Genomic DNA, 18,452 nt, shown 5'->3' with positions numbered 1-18,452 from the left:
CAGTCAGCGGCGCCTCGCTCGCGTTGCCCAGCAGCTGTCGGGCTTGCAGCCCGTCCCTTCCATCGGTTAGCATCACGTACTAATGCATTAGTACGTGAGAGCAACGATGAAGAGGCGCTCGCTGGAACCGCTGCAGCCGCGTGCCCTGGCCGAGGAGGGCCTGTGCCGCGCGCTGCTGGCCATGCGCGACGTGGGCGAGATGCGCGCCTTCCTGCGCGATCTGTGCACGCCGGCCGAGGTCGAGGCGCTGGTGGACCGCTGGTCGGTGGTGCCGCATCTGCTGGCGGGGACGCCGTACCGCGAGATCCACGACCTGACCGCGGTCAGCATCACCACCGTCGGCCGCGTGGCGCGCTACCTCAACCATGGCAACGGCGGCTATCTGGCGGCGGCGGCGCGCGCGCAGCAGTCGCGCCGGCCGCGCCGTGCAGCAGGCGTGAATCTTGAACCGTGCCTGTCGCGCCGTGCGGTGGACACGAGCACGAAATCCGGCAAGCCACGCCGCGCCACGGGCGCGAGCACGAAGCCGGGCAAGCCGCGCCGCGCAACCGTGGTGCCGGCATGAAGCCGCGCGAGCGCCTGCGCATCGCGGCGCAGAAGTCCGGACGGCTGGCGGAACCTTCGCAGGACCTGCTGGCGCGTTGCGGACTGAAGTTCCGGCAGAGCCGCGACAAGCTGTTCTGCTTCGGCGAGACGCTGCCGATCGATCTGCTTTTGGTACGTGACGACGACATCCCGGGCATGATCGCCGAAGGTGTGTGCGATCTCGGCGTGGTTGGCAGCAACGTGCTTGAGGAACAGCGCTTGGCCGCCATCGCCGTGCACCGCGAGCCCGGATTTCGCGCATTGCGCACGCTGGGTTTTGGCCAGTGCCGGCTGACGCTGGCGATTCCGCATGAACAGGAATGGAGTGGCGCGCGGCAGTTGCAGGATTTGCGCATCGCCACCACGTATCCGGCGCTGCTGGAGCACTGGCTGGGCGCGCAGGGCGTGCGCGCGCGCGTGGTCACGCTGTCCGGTTCGGTGGAAATCGCGCCGCGGCTGGGCACCGCCGATCTGATCTGTGATTTGCTGTACACCGCCGCGCAGGCGCTGGATTACCGCCGCGACACGCTCAACGCCGCGCGCGAGTGCGACGCCGGCTGGCGATTGTCTGCCGGGTCTGCGGCGAGTGTCAGGGATGCGCGGCCGGATTCACCTCGCGCAGCGGCACGGCATTGACCCAGTCCCATGAGTTGCCCAGGTAGATCGTGCCGCCGACGATGGTCGGATTGACGATGCCGAAGCGGCCACCGACGTGCACGCTATGCAGTTCCCGGCCGGTCTTCGGATTCAGCGCGTACAGATTCGGCCCGGTGGCCACGTACAGCGTGCCCGCATAGTACGTGGGGGCGCCGCGCCCGGCGCCAGCGGCACCGGCGTTGGGCACCGGCCAGCGCCAGTAGGGTTTGCCGGTTTTCAGATTCAGCGCGACGTAGGCCGAGGTGACCGGGCTGCCGACGTACACCACGCCGTCGTGGATCATCGGCACGCCGCCCTTGAACGCCGGCACCTTGTGACCCCGACCCATGTCGTAGGTCCACAGCACCTTGCCGGTGCTGGCGTCGAAGGCGCGCACCAGGGTTTCCAGCGTGGGTTTGCCGGCGATGTCCATGGGATTGGCCACGGCATCCTGCACCACGATGCCGTCGCTGACCGCCGGCGAGACATCGCCCATGCCGGTGTTGGCCGCGCCGGGGATGGTGCCGCGCCACAGCACCTTGCCGGTGCGCGCATCCAGCGCGTACAGGAAGGGTTTGACCGACATGGCCACATACACGCGGCCATCGGCCACCGCCGGGCTGGACATGTTGGCGATGCCACCCAGGTGGTTGCGCCAGATCAGCGCGCCGTTGGTGGCGTCGATGCACACCGCGCTACCGTTGCCGGTGGTGATGAACAGGCGTCCCGCATCGTAGGCAGGCGTCGGCATGGCGTCGCCACGCGTGGGGAAATACCAGTCCAATGCGCCGGTCTTGCGGTCCATGGCATAGATGCCGTTGTAGCTGATGTTGACGCCGCGTCCGGCGCTGGCGGGGTTGTTCTTGAAGCGCATCACGTTGGCGAAATTGAAGCCGACATTGCCGGCCGACAGGTACACCTTGTCGCCCACGACCAGCGGGTTGCCCATCAGCGTGTTGCCCACCGGGCTGCTGCGCCAGATCAGTTTGCCGGTATGCGCGTTGATGGCGTAGGCGAACATGTCGTCGCTTTCGGCGAACACCACGCCGCCGACCACCGAAACGCCCAGTGCATTGCCGTAGAACTGCGTCTGCACCGGCAGCGCTTCTTTGATGCCGTAGACCCCGGCGCCAAAGGGCTTGTCATCGCTCAGCGGCCATGCGCGCGCCTCGGGAAAGTTCCAGTGCACGCCGGCACGCGCCCACAGCGGTGCCGAGGCCGGCAGCGGGAATGCGGCATTATGCTGCGGGCTGCCGTAGGCGTGCGTCCACGCGCTGGGGCCGACGCTGGCGTCCGCGGCGCTGGGCAGGTTTTCCGGCAGGTATAGCGTGGCGAACGGACTTTGCGGATTCAAAGCATTGCCGGGTGGCAGCATGGGCACGCGCGTGCCGGCGACGGCAGCGGTGCTGCCCAGGCAGCATAAGGCGGGCAGCAACGCGCAAACCAGCGGGCGCAGGCGAGGCGAACGGTTCATGGTCGGATTCCTTGGATCGGGAAGGGATGATCGGCACCAGAAGCCGTAACGCGCCGCCGTGTCGTGGTGGTGCGGCGTATACGGAGCGTAGTTTAGAGAGTCAGCATGTGCGCGAAGTTCCCGCACACGCATCACCCGACGCTCATTGCCGGCATCGGGCGCTGCATGTACTGATCGTGCGGGTTCCGCGCAGGTGGATTCGGCGGCGTTATCAATATCGCGAAACCGTGATTCATGCATCGGTTTGACTTGCGCAGCCAGCGGGAAAGGCAGGTTAAGGCGTGTCGCCACCGGGTTTTGGGGCGGCGTTGGCTTGCCCAAGCCAGTGAATGCCGGCTTGCAAGCGGCGGGCACATGCGCGTATGATTGCGTACTAATGTGATAGTACGTGAATGCAATCATGAAACGTCGATCCATCGAACCGCGGCAGCCGCGGACGCAAACCGAGGAAAGCCTGTGCCGCGCCCTGTTGAGCATGCGTACCGTGGCCGAGATGCGGGATTTCCTGCGCGATCTGTGCACCCCGGCTGAGGTCGAAGCGCTGGTCGATCGCTGGTCGGTGGTGCCGCACCTGCTGACAGCCACGCCATACCGGGAAATCCATGAGCTGACCGCGGTGAGCATCACCACCATCGGGCGCGTGGCGCGTTATCTCAACCAGGGCAACGGTGGCTATCTGGCCGCGGTCGCGCGCGCGCAGCATGCGCGCAAGCCGCGCCGTGCAATTGGCGCGAGCAGGGAACAGGGCAATGCGCTGCGTGTCACGAACACCAGCGCGAAGCCAATTCGGCCGCGGCGTTCGCCTGAGGTGCGGGCGTGAAGCCGCGCGATCGCCTGCGCATCGCGGTGCAAAAGTCGGGGCGCCTGGCCGAGCCTTCGCAGGACCTGCTGGCGCGTTGCGGACTGAAGTTCCGGCAGAGCCGCGACAAGCTGTTCTGCTTCGGCGAGACGCTGCCGATCGATCTGCTTTTGGTACGTGACGACGACATCCCGGGCATGATCGCTGAAGGTGTGTGCGATCTCGGCGTGGTTGGCAGCAACGTGCTTGAGGAACAGCGCTTGGCCGCCATCGCCGTGCACCGCGAGCCCGGATTTCGCGCGTTGCGCACGCTGGGTTTTGGCCAGTGCCGGCTGGCGCTGGCGATTCCGCATGAACAGGAATGGAGTGGCGCGCAGCAGTTGCAGGATTTGCGCATCGCCACCACGTATCCGGCGCTGCTGGAGCACTGGCTGGGCGCGCAGGGCGTGCGCGCGCGCGTGGTCACGCTGTCCGGTTCGGTGGAAATCGCGCCGCGCCTGGGCACCGCCGACTTGATCTGCGACCTGGTGTCCAGCGGCGCCACGCTGGCCGCGAATCAGCTCAGGGAAGTGGCGGTGCTGCTGGACAGCGAGGCGGTTCTGGCGGTGCCTGCCGTGCTGCCCGCGGACGCGCGTGCCGAGATGATCGAGCTGTTGCTGCGGCGCATCGATGGTGTGATCCAGGTGCGTGAGTCCAAGCTGGTGATGCTGCATGCGCCGCGCTCGGCGCTCGATGCGATTGGGCGCATTCTGCCGCATGGCAGTGTGCCGATCCTGCTGCCGATCGAAGGACGCAAGGATCAGGTGGCGCTGCAGGCGGTGTGTCATGGCGCGATCACCTGGCAGCACCTGGAAGACATGAAGCGCGCTGGCGCCAGCTCGATGCTGGTGTTGCCGGTGGAAAAAATGCTGGCCTGACGATCGCGGAAGCCCATCCTCATGCAAAGTCTGATCTGGAACGATTTGAGCGCCGCGCAGCGCGTGCAAGCACTGCAGCGCCCGGTGCGCGCGCGCAGCGCCGCCGTGCGCGACGGCGTGGCGCGCATCATCGAACAGGTGCGCGCGGATGGCGACGCCGCGCTGCGCCTGCTCACGCGCCGTCACGATGGCGTGACACTGGATGTGCTGGAAGTCAGCGACGCCGAGTTCGACGCCGCCGAGGCCGTACTCGACACCACGCTCAAAACCGCGATCGCCGAGGCCGCCGCGCGCATCGAGCAGTTCCATGCCGCCACCGCGCCGCAACCGGCACGCGTGCAGACGGCGCCTGGCGTGGTCTGCGAGCGCATGCTGCGGCCGATCACGCGGGTTGGTCTCTATGTGCCGGCGGGCAGTGCGCCACTTCCCTCGACGGTACTGATGCTGGCCGTGCCCGCGCGGCTTGCCGGTTGTCCGGAAGTGGTGATCTGCACACCAGCGCGTGGCGACGGGCGTTGCGATGCGGCCGTATTGCATGCGGCGCGCCGCTGCGGTGTGCGGCGTGTGTTCAAGCTGGGCGGCGCGCAGGCGATCGCCGCGCTGGCGCTGGGCAGCGCCAGCGTGCCGCGTTGCGACAAGCTGTTCGGGCCGGGTAACGCCTGGGTCACCGAGGCCAAGCAGCAGGTCGCGGCCTTGCCCGGCGGCCCCGCCATCGACATGCCCGCCGGTCCATCCGAAGTATTGGTGATCGCCGACGCCGCGGCCGATGCGCGCATCGTTGCCGCCGATCTGCTGTCGCAGGCCGAGCATGGCCCCGATTCGCAGGTACTGCTGGTCGCGCCCAGTGCGGCGCTGATTGCCGCGGTACAGGCCGAGGTCATGCGCCAATGCGCGTTGCTGCCGCGCGCGGCCATCGCGCTCCAGGCGCTGGCGGCCAGCCGTGCCATCCAGGTGCAGGATCTGGCGCAGGCCGTCGCGGTGAGCAACGACTACGCACCCGAACATCTGATTCTGCAGGTGCGCGCGCCGCATGCGCTGCTGGCGGCGGTACACAGTGCCGGCTCGGTGTTTCTTGGTGCATGGTCACCCGAATCGGTGGGTGATTACTGCAGCGGCACCAATCACGTGCTGCCCACCGATGGCCATGCGCGCGCGTGGAGTGGCGTCTCGGTGGCCAGTTTCCAGAAGCAGATCACCGTGCAGGAGTTGGATCGCGAGGGCCTGCGCGGCATCGGCCCCTGCGCGATCACGCTGGCGCGCGCCGAGGGGTTGGAGGCGCACGCACGCGCGGTCAGCCTGCGTCTTGAATTGCTTGCGGACGCGGCGCCATGAGTGTGCTGGATCTGGCGCGGCCCGAGATCGTGGCGCTGGCGCCGTATTCCTCGGCGCGCATGGAGGCACAGGGCGGCGCGATTTTCCTCAATGCGAACGAGTCGCCATGGCCGCCGCCGCAGGACGCAGGGCGCGGCCTCAATCGCTATCCGGAGCCGCAGCCACGCGCGCTGATCGATGCGCTGGCGCGGCTTTACGGAGCGCGCGCCGAGCAGATTCTGGTCGGGCGCGGCAGCGACGAGGCCATCGACCTGCTCACGCGTGCTTTCTGCCGCGCGGGCGCGGATGCGGTGCTGATCTCGCCACCGACCTTCGGCATGTACGCGGTGTGTGCGCACACGCAGGATGTGGCGATCGTGGAAGTGCCGCTGCGTGCGGACTTCTCGCTCGACATCGAGGCCGTGCTGGCCGCGCTGACACCCGCGGTGAAACTGGTGTTCGTATGTTCGCCCAACAATCCCAGTGGTGGCCTGGTGGCTCCGACCGACATCGAGCGCCTGGCGGAAGCTCTCGGTGGGCGTGCGCTGCTGATCGTGGACGAGGCTTACATCGAATACGCGCAGGCGGCCAGCGTCGCGACGCTGCTGGATCGCTACGAGAATCTCGGCGTATTGCGCACCCTCTCGAAAGCCTGGGCGCTGGCTGGCGCGCGCATCGGCGCGCTGCTGGCGGCACCCGAGGTCATCGCGCTGCTACGGCGAATCATGGCGCCGTATCCGCTGCCCACGCCCAGCGTGCAAGCGGCATTAGCCGCGCTGGAGCCTGCTGCGCAGGCACAGACCGCAGCGCGCATTGCCGCGACGCGACTCGAACGCGAGCGCATCGCCGCTGCCTTGGCGTTGATACCTGGCGTGCGCAAGGTATTGCCCTCGCGCGCCAACTTCATTGCCTTCGCCATGGATGCGGCGCCTGCGGTGTGTGCGCGCCTGCTCGCGCAGGGTGTGCTGCTGCGCGATATCGGGCGCCATGCCCAGCTCGCCGGATTCCTGCGCCTGAGCATCGGCTTGTCCGAGGAGAACAATCGCGCGCTGGCCTTGCTCGCAGCGGCTGCGCGCGACGAGGCTGCGGCATGAGCGGTGCACGCAAAATCCTGTTCGTGGATCGCGATGGTTGCCTGATCGAGGAACCTGTCGACGAACAGGTCGACAGGTTCGAGAAATTCGCGCTGATGCCTGACGTCATCGTCGCGCTGCAGCGCTGCGTGGCAGCGGGTTTCGATCTGGTCATGGTCAGCAATCAGGATGGCCTCGGTACGGCCAGCTTTCCAGAATCTGATTTTGCTGGTCCGCAGGCGTTACTGCTGCAAATTTTGTCCTCGCAGGGCATCGCCTTTCGCGAAGTGCTGATCGATCGCAGTTTTCCAGGCGAAGGGCTGGATACGCGCAAACCCGGCGTCGGTATGCTGCGTCATTATCTGGCCGATGATGGCTGGAGCCGTGCCGCCTCGGCCGTGATCGGCGATCGCGAAACCGATCTGCAACTTGCCGCCAACCTCGGTGTGCGCGGTCTGCGCATGGGCGTACACGGCATGACCTGGAAGCAGGTCGCGCACCTGCTGTGCGATGCGCCACGCGTGGCATCGGTCGAGCGGCATACGCGCGAAACCCGCATCCGCGTGCGCGTGGATCTGGACTGCGAGGCAGCGCCCAGCGTGCGCACGGGGCTGGGTTATTTCGACCACATGCTCGAGCAGATCGGCAAGCACGGCGGTTTCGCGCTCGAGATCGATGCAGCCGGCGATCTGGCCGTTGACGAGCACCACACCGTCGAGGACTGCGCGCTGGCGCTGGGGCAGGCGCTGCGCCAGGCGCTGGGCGACAAGCGTGGCATCGGCCGTTACGGCGACGCCGAGGTCGCGGCCGGTGCGGACGCGGTCACGGCGCAGGCGGTGCGCGTGCGCCTGCCGATGGACGAGGCCAGTGCGACGGCGCTGCTGGATTTGTCCGGACGGCCATGGTTCGTGTTCAGCGGCAGCTTCCCGCGCGAGCATGTGGGCGACCTGCCCACCGAACTGGTACCGCACTTCTTCCGCTCGCTCTGCGACACGCTGGGAGCCACGCTGCACCTGGAAGTGCGCGGCGCGAACGCACACCACATGGTCGAGATCTGCTTCAAGGCGGTGGCGCGCGCCTTGCGCATGGCACTGCGCCGCGAGGGCGACATTCTGCCCAGTACCAAGGGCATGCTGTGAGCGCAGGGGTGCCCGATGTGGTGCTGGTCGATGCCGGCGGCAGCAATATCGGCTCGCTGCGCTACGCGCTGCAGCGACTTGGCGTGGATGCCAGGCTGAGCAGCGACGCCACGCGCATCCGCGCCGCCAGTCACGTGATCCTGCCAGGCGTCGGCGCCGCCGCGCCGGGCATGCAGCGCCTGCGCGATGCGGGACTGGTTGAGGTGCTGCGCGCGCTGCGCCAGCCGATGCTGGGTGTGTGTCTGGGCATGCAGCTCCTGTTCGAGCATTCCGCGGAAAGCGACACGCCGTGTCTTGGATTGCTGCCGGGCAGGGTGGGCCGACTTGCCGGTGATGACCATGTGCGCGTACCGCACATGGGTTGGAACGCGCTGACGCCATTGCGCGATGACCCGTTGCTTGCGGGCATGCCGCACCCGGCCTACGCCTATTTCGTGCACAGCTATGCCGCACAGCCGGGTGCATGCACGCTGGCCAGTGCGACGCATGGCGCAATGTTCAGCGCCGTGGTGCGCCAGGGCAACGTCTGCGGCATGCAGTTTCATCCCGAGCGCTCGGCCGCGGTGGGCGCGCGCCTGCTGCGGAATTTCATCAGCCTATGAATTTCACGATCATTCCCGCGATCGACCTGCGCGACGGCGGCGTGGTGCGCCTGCGCCAGGGCGACTACGCACGCGAGACGCGCTACCAGATCGCGCCGCTGGATCTGGCGCAGTCCTACCGCGATGCCGGCGCGCACTGGTTGCACGTGGTCGATCTGGACGGCGCGCGCGCGGGTGGCTTCACCCAGTTGCCGTTGCTCGAAGCGCTGGCGCGCTGCGGGCTGTCCGTGCAGGCTGGCGGCGGCGTGCGTACCGCGACGGACGTGCAGCGCCTGTTCGATGCCGGCGCCGCACGCGTGGTCATCGGTAGCATCGCCGTGCGCGATCCGCAAACGGTGCGGCGCTGGCTGCGCGACTTCGGCGCGGAGCGCCTGGTCCTGGCGCTGGATGCACGCCAAGACCAGGGCGTCTGGCAATTGCCCAGCGCGGGCTGGACACGGGCCGAAGCCGTCACGCTGGATGAACGCGCGAGCGTCTACGCCGCGGCGGGCGCGCGTCATGTGCTGTGCACCGACATCGCGCGCGATGGCATGCTTGACGGGCTCAACATCGACCTGTACCGGTATCTGGCCGAGCGTGCGCCGCAGGTGGGCGTGCAGGCATCGGGCGGCGTGCGCGATCTTGATGACATCCGTGCCGCACGCACCGCGGGTGCGGCGGCGGTGATTCTCGGGCGCGCGTTGCTTGATGGCCGCTTCAACCTGAGCGAGGCGCTGGTGTGCTGACCCGGCGCATCATTCCCTGCCTCGATGTGCGCGCTGGCCGTGTGGTCAAGGGCGTACGCTTTCGCGACCACATCGACATGGGCGACATTGTCGAGTTGGCGCGGCGGTACCGCGATGCCGGTGCCGACGAATTGGTGTTCTACGACATCACCGCCAGTCCGTCGCGGCGCCGCGCGGAGGCGGCGTGGGTCGAACGCGTGGCGCGTGAACTGGATATTCCGTTCTGCGTGGCCGGTGGCATCCGCAGTGTCGCGGATGCGCGCGTGCTGCTGCACGCGGGCGCGGACAAGATCTCGGTGAACTCGCCGGCGCTGGAGCGGCCCGAGTTGATCGATCAACTGGCCGCGGCCTTTGGCGTGCAGTGCGTGGTGGTGGGTATCGACAGCCTGCGTGACGACGACGGCGAATGGCGCGTGCGCGTCAATGCGGGCGATCCCGCGCAGACCCGCGCGCTGCCACGACGCACGCTGGACTGGATCGTCGAGGCGCAGCAGCGCGGCGCTGGTGAGATCGTGCTCAATTGCATGGGCAGCGATGGCGTGCGCAGCGGCTACGACATCGAGCAACTGCAGGCTGCGCGCGTGCTGTGCCGGGTGCCGCTGGTGGCCTCGGGTGGCGCCGGCGCTGTCGCGCATTTCATCGATGTATTTCGCACCGCCGATGTCGATGCCGCGCTCGCGGCCAGTGTGTTCCATGGCGGCGTCGTGGCGATTCCCCAACTCAAGCTGGCGCTGGCCACGGCTGGCATCGAGGTACGTCCATGAACAGTGCATTCGATCCCGGGCAACTGGACTGGAGCAAGGGCGACGGCCTACTGCCGGCCATCGTGCAGCATGCCCGCGATGGCCGCGTGCTGATGCTCGGTTACATGAACCGCGCGGCGCTGCAGGTCACGCTGGACAGCGGCAAGGTGACGTTTTACAGCCGCAGCAAGCAGCGCTTGTGGACCAAGGGCGAGACTTCGGGTCACACACTGGAGCTGCAAGCGCTGCATGCCGATTGCGACCGCGACACGCTGCTTGCATTGGCCTTGCCGCAGGGGCCGACCTGCCATCTCGGCAGCGATACGTGTTTCGCCGCCGCCGCGCCTGCGCTGGCCTTCATCGGTCAGCTCGATACGCTGATCGCCGAGCGTGAGCGCGCCCGCCCGCAGGACAGTTACACCACGCGCTTGTTCGAGGGCGGCGTGCGCCGCATCGCGCAGAAGGTGGGCGAGGAGGGCGTCGAGACCGCGCTGGCGGCGGTGGCGCAGGATGACGACGCACTGCTGGGCGAGGCGGCCGATCTGGTCTATCACCTGATCGTGCTGCTGCGCGCGCGCGGGCTGGGCCTGGATGACGTGGCCGCCACGCTGGCCCTGCGTCACGCCGGACGCTGAAATTTCAGGTCAGGCTGGTGGTGCGCTGGCCTGCATGGAAGCACGCGCTGCAGCCCAGATCTGCCATGCGGACAGGCGCATGGCGTCCTTGCGCCAGTGATATTCGGGCAAGCGAAAATCGAGGTAAGCCAGAGCCACGGCGACGCCGATGGCATCCAGCGGAAATGTCGCGCGGCTCGCGGTGAACTCGTGTTCCAGCGCTGCCACACTGCGCTGCAGACTGGCCTTGCGGCGCTCGATCAGCGCCGCGGATTGCTGTCCCGGTGTGCGTCGCCGCTCCAGCACGATCTGCACCGTCGCCTCGAGCATGCCTTGCGCGATCGCGCCATGGCGCAATGCGCTCGCATGTTCCGGCGCCGTCACCGGCAGCAGCCCGGGATTCGGATGCGTGCTCATGAGCCAGGCCAGAATCGTGTCGCTGTTGCCCAGCGCAAGGCCGGTGTCACTGACCAGGGTGGGTACTTGCGACAGCGGGTTGACAGCCGCCAGTGCGGGTGGCGTGGCCCACGGATCGACGCGGATTTCCTCGAACGGCAAATCCATTTCCAGCAGCGCGACCTTGACCTTGCGCGCGAACGGGGACGTGGGGCTGAGATAGAGCTGCATGTACTGCGTCTCGTGATGCGCCAGGCCAACTACAGCGCAATGGCGGTGAAGTCGTGCGCGCAGGGGTACCGCGACTCGGCCGCACACGCGGCGGGCGGGCGGCACAGCAGGGTGGTGTGCATGCCGGCACTGTGCGCGGCGTCGAGTTCGGCTTCGATGTCGGACAGGAACAGGACCTGCGCGGGCGCCGCATCGATGGCCGCGGCGATACGCGCATACGCTGCCGCCTCGCGTTTCGCGCCGATGCCGGTATCAAAGTAGCCGCTGAACAGGGGCGTGAGATCACCGGCCTCGCTGTGCGCGAAAAGCTGCTTCTGCGCCTCCACCGAGCCGGATGAATACACGTAGAGGCGCACACCACGCGCGCGCCAGGCACGGAGCGCCGGGGCGACATCGGGATAGACATGTGCGACGAAATCCCCGGCGGCGTAACCCTCGCGCCAGATCATGCCCTGCAGCGCCTTCAGTGCGGTCGATTTGCGATCGGCGTCGCTCCAGCCGAGCAGCAGCTCGATGATTTCCTGCAGGCTGGCCTCGATCAGACCCGCTTCGCGCGCGGCCTCGCTCAGCCAGTGCTGCACCTCGGTCAGGTCGCGATGGGTTTCGATCCATGCCGGCAGGCGCTTGCGCGCATAGGGAAACAGCACGTCGTGCACGAAGTGGATGGCGCTGGTGGTGCCTTCGATGTCGGTGAGAATCGCGCGAATCTCGCCGCGCGCGTTCATGCCGCGGCTGCCTGGCCGGCTTCGTAGCGCGGGAAACGCGCGGCGATGTCGTCACCGGTGAAACGCGCGACCCAGCCTTGCGGATTGCCGAACAGTCGGATTGCGACGAAATGCGGTGCCGGCCCCATGTCGAACCAGTGTCGCGTGCCATCGGGCACGCCGATCAGATCGCCCTGTTCGCACAGCACTTCAAGGATGCGCGTGCCGATGTGCAGGCTGAACAGACCCGAGCCGGCGACGAAGAAGCGCACCTCGTCCTCGGCATGGGTGTGCTCGTCGAGGAACTTCTTGCGCAGCGTTGCGCGGTCGGGATGGTCGGGCGCGAGGCTGATCACATCGACCGCCCGATAGCCCGCGGCGGCAATCAGGCGGTCGATGTCGGTGCGGTAGGCCGCGATGACCTCGTCCTGTGTGGCATCGGGTTGCAGCGGCTGCGCGGCCTGCCAGCGCTCGAAACGCACGCCAGCTTGCGCCAACTCGCGCGCGATGGCGGCATGTTCATGCAGGGTGAGCAGCGCTTGCTGCGGTTGAGTCTCGCTGAAAATGCGCAGGCGGCTCATGTGGGCAGTTTCCTCAGTTCGAGCTCGCAGGCGAGCATGAAATCGATGGCTTCGAGATGGCGCAGCGCCGCGGTAATGTCGCGGCCCCACGCGTACAGGCCGTGTCCGGCGATCAGATAGGCATGCAGTGGCTGTCCCTGTGCGCGCCAGACATCGACGTGGCGTTCGATTTCGGCCATGTCCTGGCTGTTGGGAAACACCGGCAGCGACAGATCCTGCTCGTGGCTGCGCAGGCCCTCGATGGCCTTGACCAGCTCGTAGCCATGCAGACGCACGACGCCCGCCGCGGCGAAATGCAGGGATGCCACGGTTTGCGTCTGCGAATGCGTGTGCAGCACCGCGCCGGTCTGCGGCAGCATGCGGTAGATCTGGGCGTGCAGGCGCGCTTCGGCGGATGGGCATTGCGCGTCCAGCGCACGCGCCTGATCGTCCATCAGCATGATGTCGGCCGGCGTCAGCCGGCCCTTGTCGCGGCCGGAAACGGTGATGGCGATACACCCGGCGTCGAGACGCGCCGAGAAGTTGCTGCTGGTGGCGGGTGTCCAGCCGCGTCGAGCAAGATCAGCGGCGGCGCGGCAGAGTTGCTGCGCCAACTGCTCGAATGCGGTGGATGGCGGGTGACTCGCGGGTGATGCAGACATCGTTTGGCCGTCCAAATCGTCAAGGACTATAGCATGCGCGGCCATTTGCTCCGGACCATGACGTTGGCTTGATAGCGGCGTACCATGCCCCGCCATGAGTCTTTCCCACGACGGAGGTTTGCCAATGTCGCAACATGAGAATGATCCATCGCGTCGCCACTTCCTGAAGATGGCCGCGGGTACTGCCGCGGCTGCCGCAGTCGTCGGCGCTTTGCCCAGACACGCGCACGCCGCCGGCTTGCCGCATCTCAGTCCCACCGATCCGGCTGCGCAGGCGCTGGGCTACGTCGAAGATACGGCACAAGTCAGCCAGGCCAAGTATCCCAACCACAAACCTTCGCAGGATTGCAGCAACTGCAATTTCTATCAGGGTGCCGCTGGTGCGCCGTGGGGTCCCTGCCAGTTGTTCCCCGGCAAGGATGTGAATGCCAAGGGCTGGTGCTCGGCACACGCCACGCGCAAATAAGTTTGCCAGCGCCGACGCACGCTGCGGGATGCCGGCCTTCAAGGCCGGCTTCTTTTTGGATTGCCTTGCAGGGCTGCGCGACTCGATCCGTGTGGTCTTGGCGACCAGTACGCGGTCGCGGCGGATTGGCGGACGCGGATTAAAAGGCGGCCCGAGGGTCAGGCGGGAGCTGATCGCCGTTCCGTTCGGGCCGCGCATCGGGGTCCACTGCCATGGAAACCACCGAGGCTTGAGCATAGCGCGGGGTTGGACAGGTGCCAATCGCGACTTGGCGCCTGCGGCGTTATGTAGACATTAAACTCCATAAAAACAATGCAATGTACTTTATTACGGCGAATGAGTCGAAGTAAAAACGATAGATACCATACCGTATGGTATTGATTTGGAGCAGGCTCTGCCGCAGTTGGCGAGGGCAACTGATGCGGTTTGAGTGGCGATCAAAACGGTCGGTGGCGCAACACGTGGTCGCCTCGCCCGCAAGACCACGCGTGACGCTTGGCGCTGAGAGCCGATGTAGTGCGCTGGCGCCGGTCAGAATGCCTGGGTGCGAGGCCAGTGCCAGATCCCAGCGCCAACGGGCCGCGCAACGCACGCGGCCCGCATGATCGGAGTAGGAGTGATCAGCGCGGCTTGCGCGCCATATCGCTGTGGCGCATGCCGTAGAGGGCGTAGATCACAAGGCCGACTGCAGCCCAAGCAAAAAAGATCAATTTTGTTCTGATGTCTAGGCTCATAAAGAGCACAACGCATCCGACCACAGCGCCAACACAAATCGGCCAAACCAGAGCATTGGGGATCCGGAAAGGGCGATGACGATCAGGCTGCGTGTATCGGAGTATCAAGACGCCAAGTGAAACCATCGCAAAGGCGAATAAGGTTCCCGCATTGGATATGTCGGCCAGAGCACCAACAGACAGCTGGGAAGCAAAGAGTGCGACAAAGGCTCCTGTGATCATCGTTATGACATGGGGCGTGCGGAAGCGTGGGTGCACTTTGGATAGGCGTTTTGGTAGTAGGCCATCACGCGACATGGTGAAGAAGATGCGGGTCTGCCCGTAGATCATCATCAGGATCACCGAAGGCAGGGCGATGCTGGCTGCCAACGCGACCATGTAACCCAGCGAGGGGAAGCCCAGGTCCCTGAGCACGAAGGACAGCGCCTCCTTGCTGCACACCAGGTTATGCACGCCCTGGCAAGCGGCGGCCATCTGCGGGCTGCCGGGTTGCAGTGCATGGCCGTTGACCATCATCGGCTGCGCGCCGTCGGCACCGATCGCGCCATAGCCCACCAGCAGGTAGTAAACGGTACATACGATCAGCGAGCCGATCAGGCCGATGGGGATGTTGCGGTTGGGATTCTTGGTTTCCTCGGCCGCGGTGGATACCGCGTCGAAGCCGACATAGGCGAAGAAGATCGAGGCCGCCGCGCCCAGCACGCCGAGTCCGCTGCCGCTGAGCGGGCTGCCCCAGCCGGTGGGCAGGAACGGGGTGAAGTTGGCGGTCTTGGCCGCCGGCACGGCGACCACGACGAACACGGTCAGCGCCGCGACCTTGAGCAGGACCAGAAAGGCATTGACCCGGGCGCTCTCGGTGGTACCCAGCACCAGCAGCGCGGTGATCAGCAGCGAGACCGCGAACGCCACTAGATTGAACGCGCCGCTACTAAAAAAACCGACACGCAAATACTCAGGCAATCTGAGTCCCATTGACTGCAGCAGCCCGTTGAAGTAGCCCGACCAACCGACTGCGACAGCAGAGGCCGACACCGCGTATTCGAGGATCAGCGCCCAACCCACCATCCAAGCAAGTGCCTCGCCCATCACCGCGTAGGTATAGGTGTAGGCGGAGCCGGACACCGGCACCATCGCCGCGAGTTCGGCATAGGCCAGCGCGGCGAGCGCACATACCGAGCCGGCGATGATGAACGAGATCATCATGCCCGGCCCGGCTTTCTGCGCGGCTTCGGCGGTCAGCACGAAAATACCCGTGCCGATAATCGCGCCGATGCCCAGCATGGTCAGTTGGAAGGCGCCCAGTTGGCGGGTGAGGCTATGCTTTTCAGCCGTGGCGATGATGTCATCGAGCGGCTTGACGCGGAACGAATTCATGCGGTCTCCGGTACATGCGCAGCGCCGCGAACGGATGCGCGAGGGATGCAGTCGCTGTCACAGGCAATGCCTGCGCGTCACGGCGCGCGACGTGAACGGCGACTGACCGCTGCCGAGCGCTCGCGTAACATACGCGAGCCTCCCCAAGCGCAGCAAGGCCCGATGCAGCAGCCAGTCCTGTCCGCCCGCGCCATGACGCCGGATCAACAGCTCGTTCTTGCCAGCCTGATGGCCTACCGCGCGGATGACGCCGAACAACGCGCGGCGCAAGCCCGCTTCGCCGCCTTCGCACGCAGCCATCCTGACTGCTGCTTGCGCAGCCATCCGCCCGGTCACTTCACCGGCTCGGCCTGGCTGGTGAGCAAGGATGGTGCGCGCGTGCTGCTCACCCATCACCGCAAGCTGGGCCGCTGGCTGCAACTGGGCGGCCATGCCGACGGCGATGCCGATCTGGCGCGCGTGGCGCTGCGCGAGGCCGAGGAGGAATCGGGCCTGTCCGGTCTGCATGTCGAAGGTGGCATCTTTGATCTGGACTGCCATGCGATTCCCGCGCGCGGCACTGATCCCGAGCATCTGCACTGGGACGTGCGCTACGTGGTGCGCGCTGGCGCGGACGAGCGCTATGCCGTCAGCGCCGAGTCGCTGGATCTGGCCTGGCGTTCCATCGCCGCGATCGCCGCTGACGAAGCCGCCGATGCCTCGCTGCGACGCATGGCGCTGAAGTGGCTGCAGGCGCGGTGAGAGGCAAGTCGGGGGGAATGTGGGGCTGCGATGCTGTCATCCTGAAGCTGAAAGCCGCAGGCTGAAGAACCCCGGCGCAGCAGCTTGCTGACCGCGTCAGGCGTGCTCTCGCCTTCGGCTCATGCCATCACCCACGTCGTTTCGAGCTGGATCGCCTGCGCACGCGCCTCCTCGGGTTTGAGGGTGCCCTGCGCCAGCGCGCGCACGAAGGCCTGGCTTTCGCGCGCGCGCAGCGCGAACAGCGCGGCGCCGACTTCGTGCGCGACATGGAACAGCAGTTCGCGCTCGTCGGCGGCGTAGTGCTCGCCGGGTCGCTGGCCCACCACGAGGGCGCCGAGCAGGCTGCCGCGCAGCATCAGCGGAAAGGCGTAGCCGTCCCGGCCGAGCTGGCTCTGGGTGTCATCCAGATCGAGCTCGGCGTTGCGCGCGCGCAGCTTGACGAAGGCGAGATCGTCCAGGGCGACCTGCGCCGGCAAGGCCGGCTCGCCGTGCTGGCGAATGCACACGTACGCGTCCGCCGTGCGCTCGTACAACGCCACCCGCGGTGCGCCGGCATGGCGGACGATCTGCGCGACGGTCAGCTCGAACAGGTTCTCGGGCTGGGTGATGTAGGCGCAGTCCTCGGCGTAGCGGCGCAGCGCGGCCTCGGCGCGGTACTGGCGACGGAAGAAAAAGCGCTCGACCACGGCATCGATGCGCCGGTGCACGGTGCTCAGCGCGGCGCCCAGCGCCAGCGGCACGGCGAACTCCAGCGCCAGGCTGGCACCGTGGCCCAGCGCACTGCGCTCGATCAGGCTCTCGAACAGGGCGAACAGGCCCAGCACCAGGCTGGTGGTGGCCGCGTACACCAGGCCGCGGTTGAGGACGAAGGCGACATCCACCACGCGGTGGCGCAGCACGGCGTACAGGAAGCCGCTCAATGAGAGCACCAGCGCGGAGTTCGTCACAACGGAAGAAACCTGGGATCCCAGTACGGCCGTATTGTTCAAAAATATGTTGACCACAAATATCACGCCGCTCCACAGCGCCCAGCGCAGACGCAGCCGCCTTGTGCCATCCGCGTAGCCATAGCTCATGATCAGCAGGGCCAGCGGGACGAGGTAACTCGCACTGAAGACCATGCCATATTGAGGCCGCAACAGTTCCGCCCAGCCGGTGGCGACGAAGAGGCCGGGTCCGCCTAGGCGCGTGACCGCCCCCGCAGCGAGCAGCAGCAGAAAGCCGCCGCGCCACAGCCAGTGTGCCCGCGGTGTGAGCGCCGGACCCAACATGGATTCGATCATGATGTAAAAACCGCAACGCGCGATTAAATAAAGGACATTGGCCCCCAGCCAAGCGCTGAGTCCCAACAGTCCACTCAGTTGGGCATGCTGCAACGCAAGACCGACCAAGAAAGCGATGGCCCACAGAGCCATGCCCGCGGCGGCCCGGTCGCGGCCGCGCCACAATACGAGCAGGGCGATCACGCCGAGCAACAAGGAAAAACTGAGTGTTGTCCACTCAAACCACCACGCGTTGTTGATTGTGCCGAGATCCACCGTGGTGACGGATACCGTGACGGGGACAGCTTGCCTATGGATCACAAATTCATAGGACTGTCCCAAGGGGAAGCTGTAATTGCTGAGGTGCATGATGCTGACCGCGATGCGCGCCGAGCGCGATAACGCTGCCAGATCAAGCCGGTCACCGGCCCGCAGCGCCGGCGGCAGCGGAATGTTCGCAACCGGTTCGACCACGGCGGTATGCGCATTCTCGATGCTGACATCAAACGGCAAACCCGCAGGCCTGAATGCCATGAAACTGGTATATGCACCGGCGAGAATGATGGCGACCGTGAGCAGACTCAAAAGCCCGTAGCGACGATGCATGGCCAGCCCCTGTCAGCGCGATATCGAAGCACACGCAAAATACACCCAAGCCGGGTCATGACGCCGCCCCGGCGCCGAGATCCTTCGCTGCGCTCGGG

18 protein-coding genes and 2 pseudogenes are annotated in these 18,452 nt (G+C 66.5%); 13 read left to right on the top strand and 7 right to left on the bottom strand.

Going from position 1 to position 18,452, the window contains the following annotated elements:
• Positions 1-106: 106 nt before the first annotated feature.
• Positions 107-421: pseudogene (locus Mschef_RS10935) on the top strand (YerC/YecD family TrpR-related protein); the annotation flags it as partial.
• A gap of 140 nt (positions 422-561) precedes the next feature.
• Positions 562-1,086: pseudogene (gene hisG / locus Mschef_RS10930) on the top strand (ATP phosphoribosyltransferase); the annotation flags it as partial.
• 88 nt (positions 1,087-1,174) lie between these two features.
• Here hisG (Mschef_RS10930) and Mschef_RS10925 read toward each other — a convergent pair.
• The gene (locus Mschef_RS10925) at positions 1,175-2,695 is read right to left on the bottom strand and encodes an outer membrane protein assembly factor BamB family protein (protein WP_081128350.1); all 1,521 of its coding nucleotides are present in this window, start codon (positions 2,693-2,695) and stop codon (positions 1,175-1,177) included.
• Positions 2,696-3,095: 400 nt separating this feature from the next.
• Here Mschef_RS10925 and Mschef_RS10920 point away from each other — a divergent pair, with 400 nt between their 5' ends.
• The 9 genes from Mschef_RS10920 to hisIE are packed head-to-tail and all read left to right on the top strand — an operon-like array spanning position 3,096 to position 10,639.
• Entirely contained in the window at positions 3,096-3,515 is a 420-nt protein-coding gene (locus Mschef_RS10920) for a YerC/YecD family TrpR-related protein (protein ID WP_081128347.1), read from the top strand.
• On the top strand, positions 3,512-4,411 hold the full coding sequence (gene hisG, locus Mschef_RS10915) for an ATP phosphoribosyltransferase (protein WP_081128344.1): 900 nt from the start codon (positions 3,512-3,514) through the stop codon (positions 4,409-4,411). The genes Mschef_RS10920 and hisG (Mschef_RS10915) overlap by 4 nt, the downstream gene beginning before the upstream one ends.
• 21 nt (positions 4,412-4,432) lie before the next feature.
• A complete protein-coding gene (hisD, locus tag Mschef_RS10910; RefSeq protein ID WP_081128341.1) occupies positions 4,433-5,743 on the top strand; it encodes a histidinol dehydrogenase in 1,311 nt (436 codons plus the stop codon).
• Entirely contained in the window at positions 5,740-6,816 is a 1,077-nt protein-coding gene (gene hisC / locus Mschef_RS10905) for a histidinol-phosphate transaminase (RefSeq protein ID WP_081128338.1), read from the top strand. Before hisD ends, hisC begins: the two co-directional genes overlap by 4 nt.
• Positions 6,813-7,934, top strand: coding sequence for a bifunctional histidinol-phosphatase/imidazoleglycerol-phosphate dehydratase HisB (hisB, locus tag Mschef_RS10900; protein ID WP_081128335.1), 1,122 nt, complete (start codon positions 6,813-6,815; stop codon positions 7,932-7,934). Before hisC ends, hisB begins: the two co-directional genes overlap by 4 nt.
• 8 nt (positions 7,935-7,942) lie before the next feature.
• Positions 7,943-8,536 carry an imidazole glycerol phosphate synthase subunit HisH gene (gene hisH, locus Mschef_RS10895; RefSeq protein WP_081128332.1) on the top strand — a complete coding sequence of 198 codons (594 nt, stop codon included), beginning with the start codon at positions 7,943-7,945 and terminating at the stop codon, positions 8,534-8,536.
• Positions 8,533-9,261 (top strand): 1-(5-phosphoribosyl)-5-[(5-phosphoribosylamino)methylideneamino]imidazole-4-carboxamide isomerase, encoded by a 729-nt coding sequence (gene hisA, locus Mschef_RS10890; protein WP_081128329.1) that lies wholly within the window; start codon positions 8,533-8,535, stop codon positions 9,259-9,261. The genes hisH and hisA overlap by 4 nt, the downstream gene beginning before the upstream one ends.
• Positions 9,255-10,025: an imidazole glycerol phosphate synthase subunit HisF gene (gene hisF, locus Mschef_RS10885; RefSeq protein ID WP_081128326.1), complete on the top strand. Its 771-nt coding sequence runs from the start codon at positions 9,255-9,257 to the stop codon at positions 10,023-10,025. The genes hisA and hisF overlap by 7 nt, the downstream gene beginning before the upstream one ends.
• The gene (hisIE, locus tag Mschef_RS10880; protein WP_081128323.1) at positions 10,022-10,639 is read left to right on the top strand and encodes a bifunctional phosphoribosyl-AMP cyclohydrolase/phosphoribosyl-ATP diphosphatase HisIE; all 618 of its coding nucleotides are present in this window, start codon (positions 10,022-10,024) and stop codon (positions 10,637-10,639) included. Before hisF ends, hisIE begins: the two co-directional genes overlap by 4 nt.
• Before the next feature lie 9 nt (positions 10,640-10,648).
• Here the strand turns inward: hisIE and Mschef_RS10875 are convergent, their stop codons facing one another.
• From Mschef_RS10875 to Mschef_RS10860, 4 genes are read right to left on the bottom strand one after another with little or no spacing between them, the layout of a single operon-like run.
• Entirely contained in the window at positions 10,649-11,245 is a 597-nt protein-coding gene (locus Mschef_RS10875; protein WP_081128320.1) for a glutathione S-transferase N-terminal domain-containing protein, read from the bottom strand.
• Between the two features lie 29 nt (positions 11,246-11,274).
• Positions 11,275-11,970, bottom strand: a complete 696-nt coding sequence (gene mtnC, locus Mschef_RS10870; protein ID WP_081128317.1) for an acireductone synthase — start codon at positions 11,968-11,970, stop codon at positions 11,275-11,277.
• Entirely contained in the window at positions 11,967-12,530 is a 564-nt protein-coding gene (locus Mschef_RS10865; protein ID WP_081128315.1) for a 1,2-dihydroxy-3-keto-5-methylthiopentene dioxygenase, read from the bottom strand. The genes mtnC and Mschef_RS10865 overlap by 4 nt, the downstream gene beginning before the upstream one ends.
• Positions 12,527-13,171 carry a methylthioribulose 1-phosphate dehydratase gene (locus tag Mschef_RS10860; RefSeq protein ID WP_081128312.1) on the bottom strand — a complete coding sequence of 215 codons (645 nt, stop codon included), beginning with the start codon at positions 13,169-13,171 and terminating at the stop codon, positions 12,527-12,529. The genes Mschef_RS10865 and Mschef_RS10860 overlap by 4 nt, the downstream gene beginning before the upstream one ends.
• A gap of 124 nt (positions 13,172-13,295) precedes the next feature.
• Between Mschef_RS10860 and Mschef_RS10855 the strand changes: the two genes are divergently transcribed.
• A complete protein-coding gene (locus Mschef_RS10855) occupies positions 13,296-13,637 on the top strand; it encodes a high-potential iron-sulfur protein (RefSeq protein WP_081128309.1) in 342 nt (113 codons plus the stop codon).
• 620 nt (positions 13,638-14,257) lie between these two features.
• Here Mschef_RS10855 and Mschef_RS10850 read toward each other — a convergent pair.
• Complete coding sequence (locus tag Mschef_RS10850; protein WP_081128306.1) at positions 14,258-15,745, bottom strand: amino acid permease; 1,488 nt, start codon at positions 15,743-15,745, stop codon at positions 14,258-14,260.
• A gap of 192 nt (positions 15,746-15,937) precedes the next feature.
• On the opposite strand from Mschef_RS10850, the gene Mschef_RS10845 reads away from it, so the two are divergent.
• Positions 15,938-16,486, top strand: coding sequence for an NUDIX hydrolase (locus Mschef_RS10845; protein WP_081128303.1), 549 nt, complete (start codon positions 15,938-15,940; stop codon positions 16,484-16,486).
• A 119-nt stretch (positions 16,487-16,605) separates the two neighbouring features.
• Here Mschef_RS10845 and Mschef_RS10840 read toward each other — a convergent pair whose 3' ends face one another.
• Positions 16,606-18,354, bottom strand: coding sequence for a GAF domain-containing protein (locus Mschef_RS10840; protein WP_081128301.1), 1,749 nt, complete (start codon positions 18,352-18,354; stop codon positions 16,606-16,608).
• Positions 18,355-18,452 lie beyond the last annotated feature (98 nt).

Origin of the sequence: Metallibacterium scheffleri, assembly GCF_002077135.1 — a bacterium.
GTDB classification, from domain to species: domain Bacteria; phylum Pseudomonadota; class Gammaproteobacteria; order Xanthomonadales; family Rhodanobacteraceae; genus Metallibacterium; species Metallibacterium scheffleri.
This window is presented reverse-complemented; position numbering and strand designations above follow the sequence as displayed.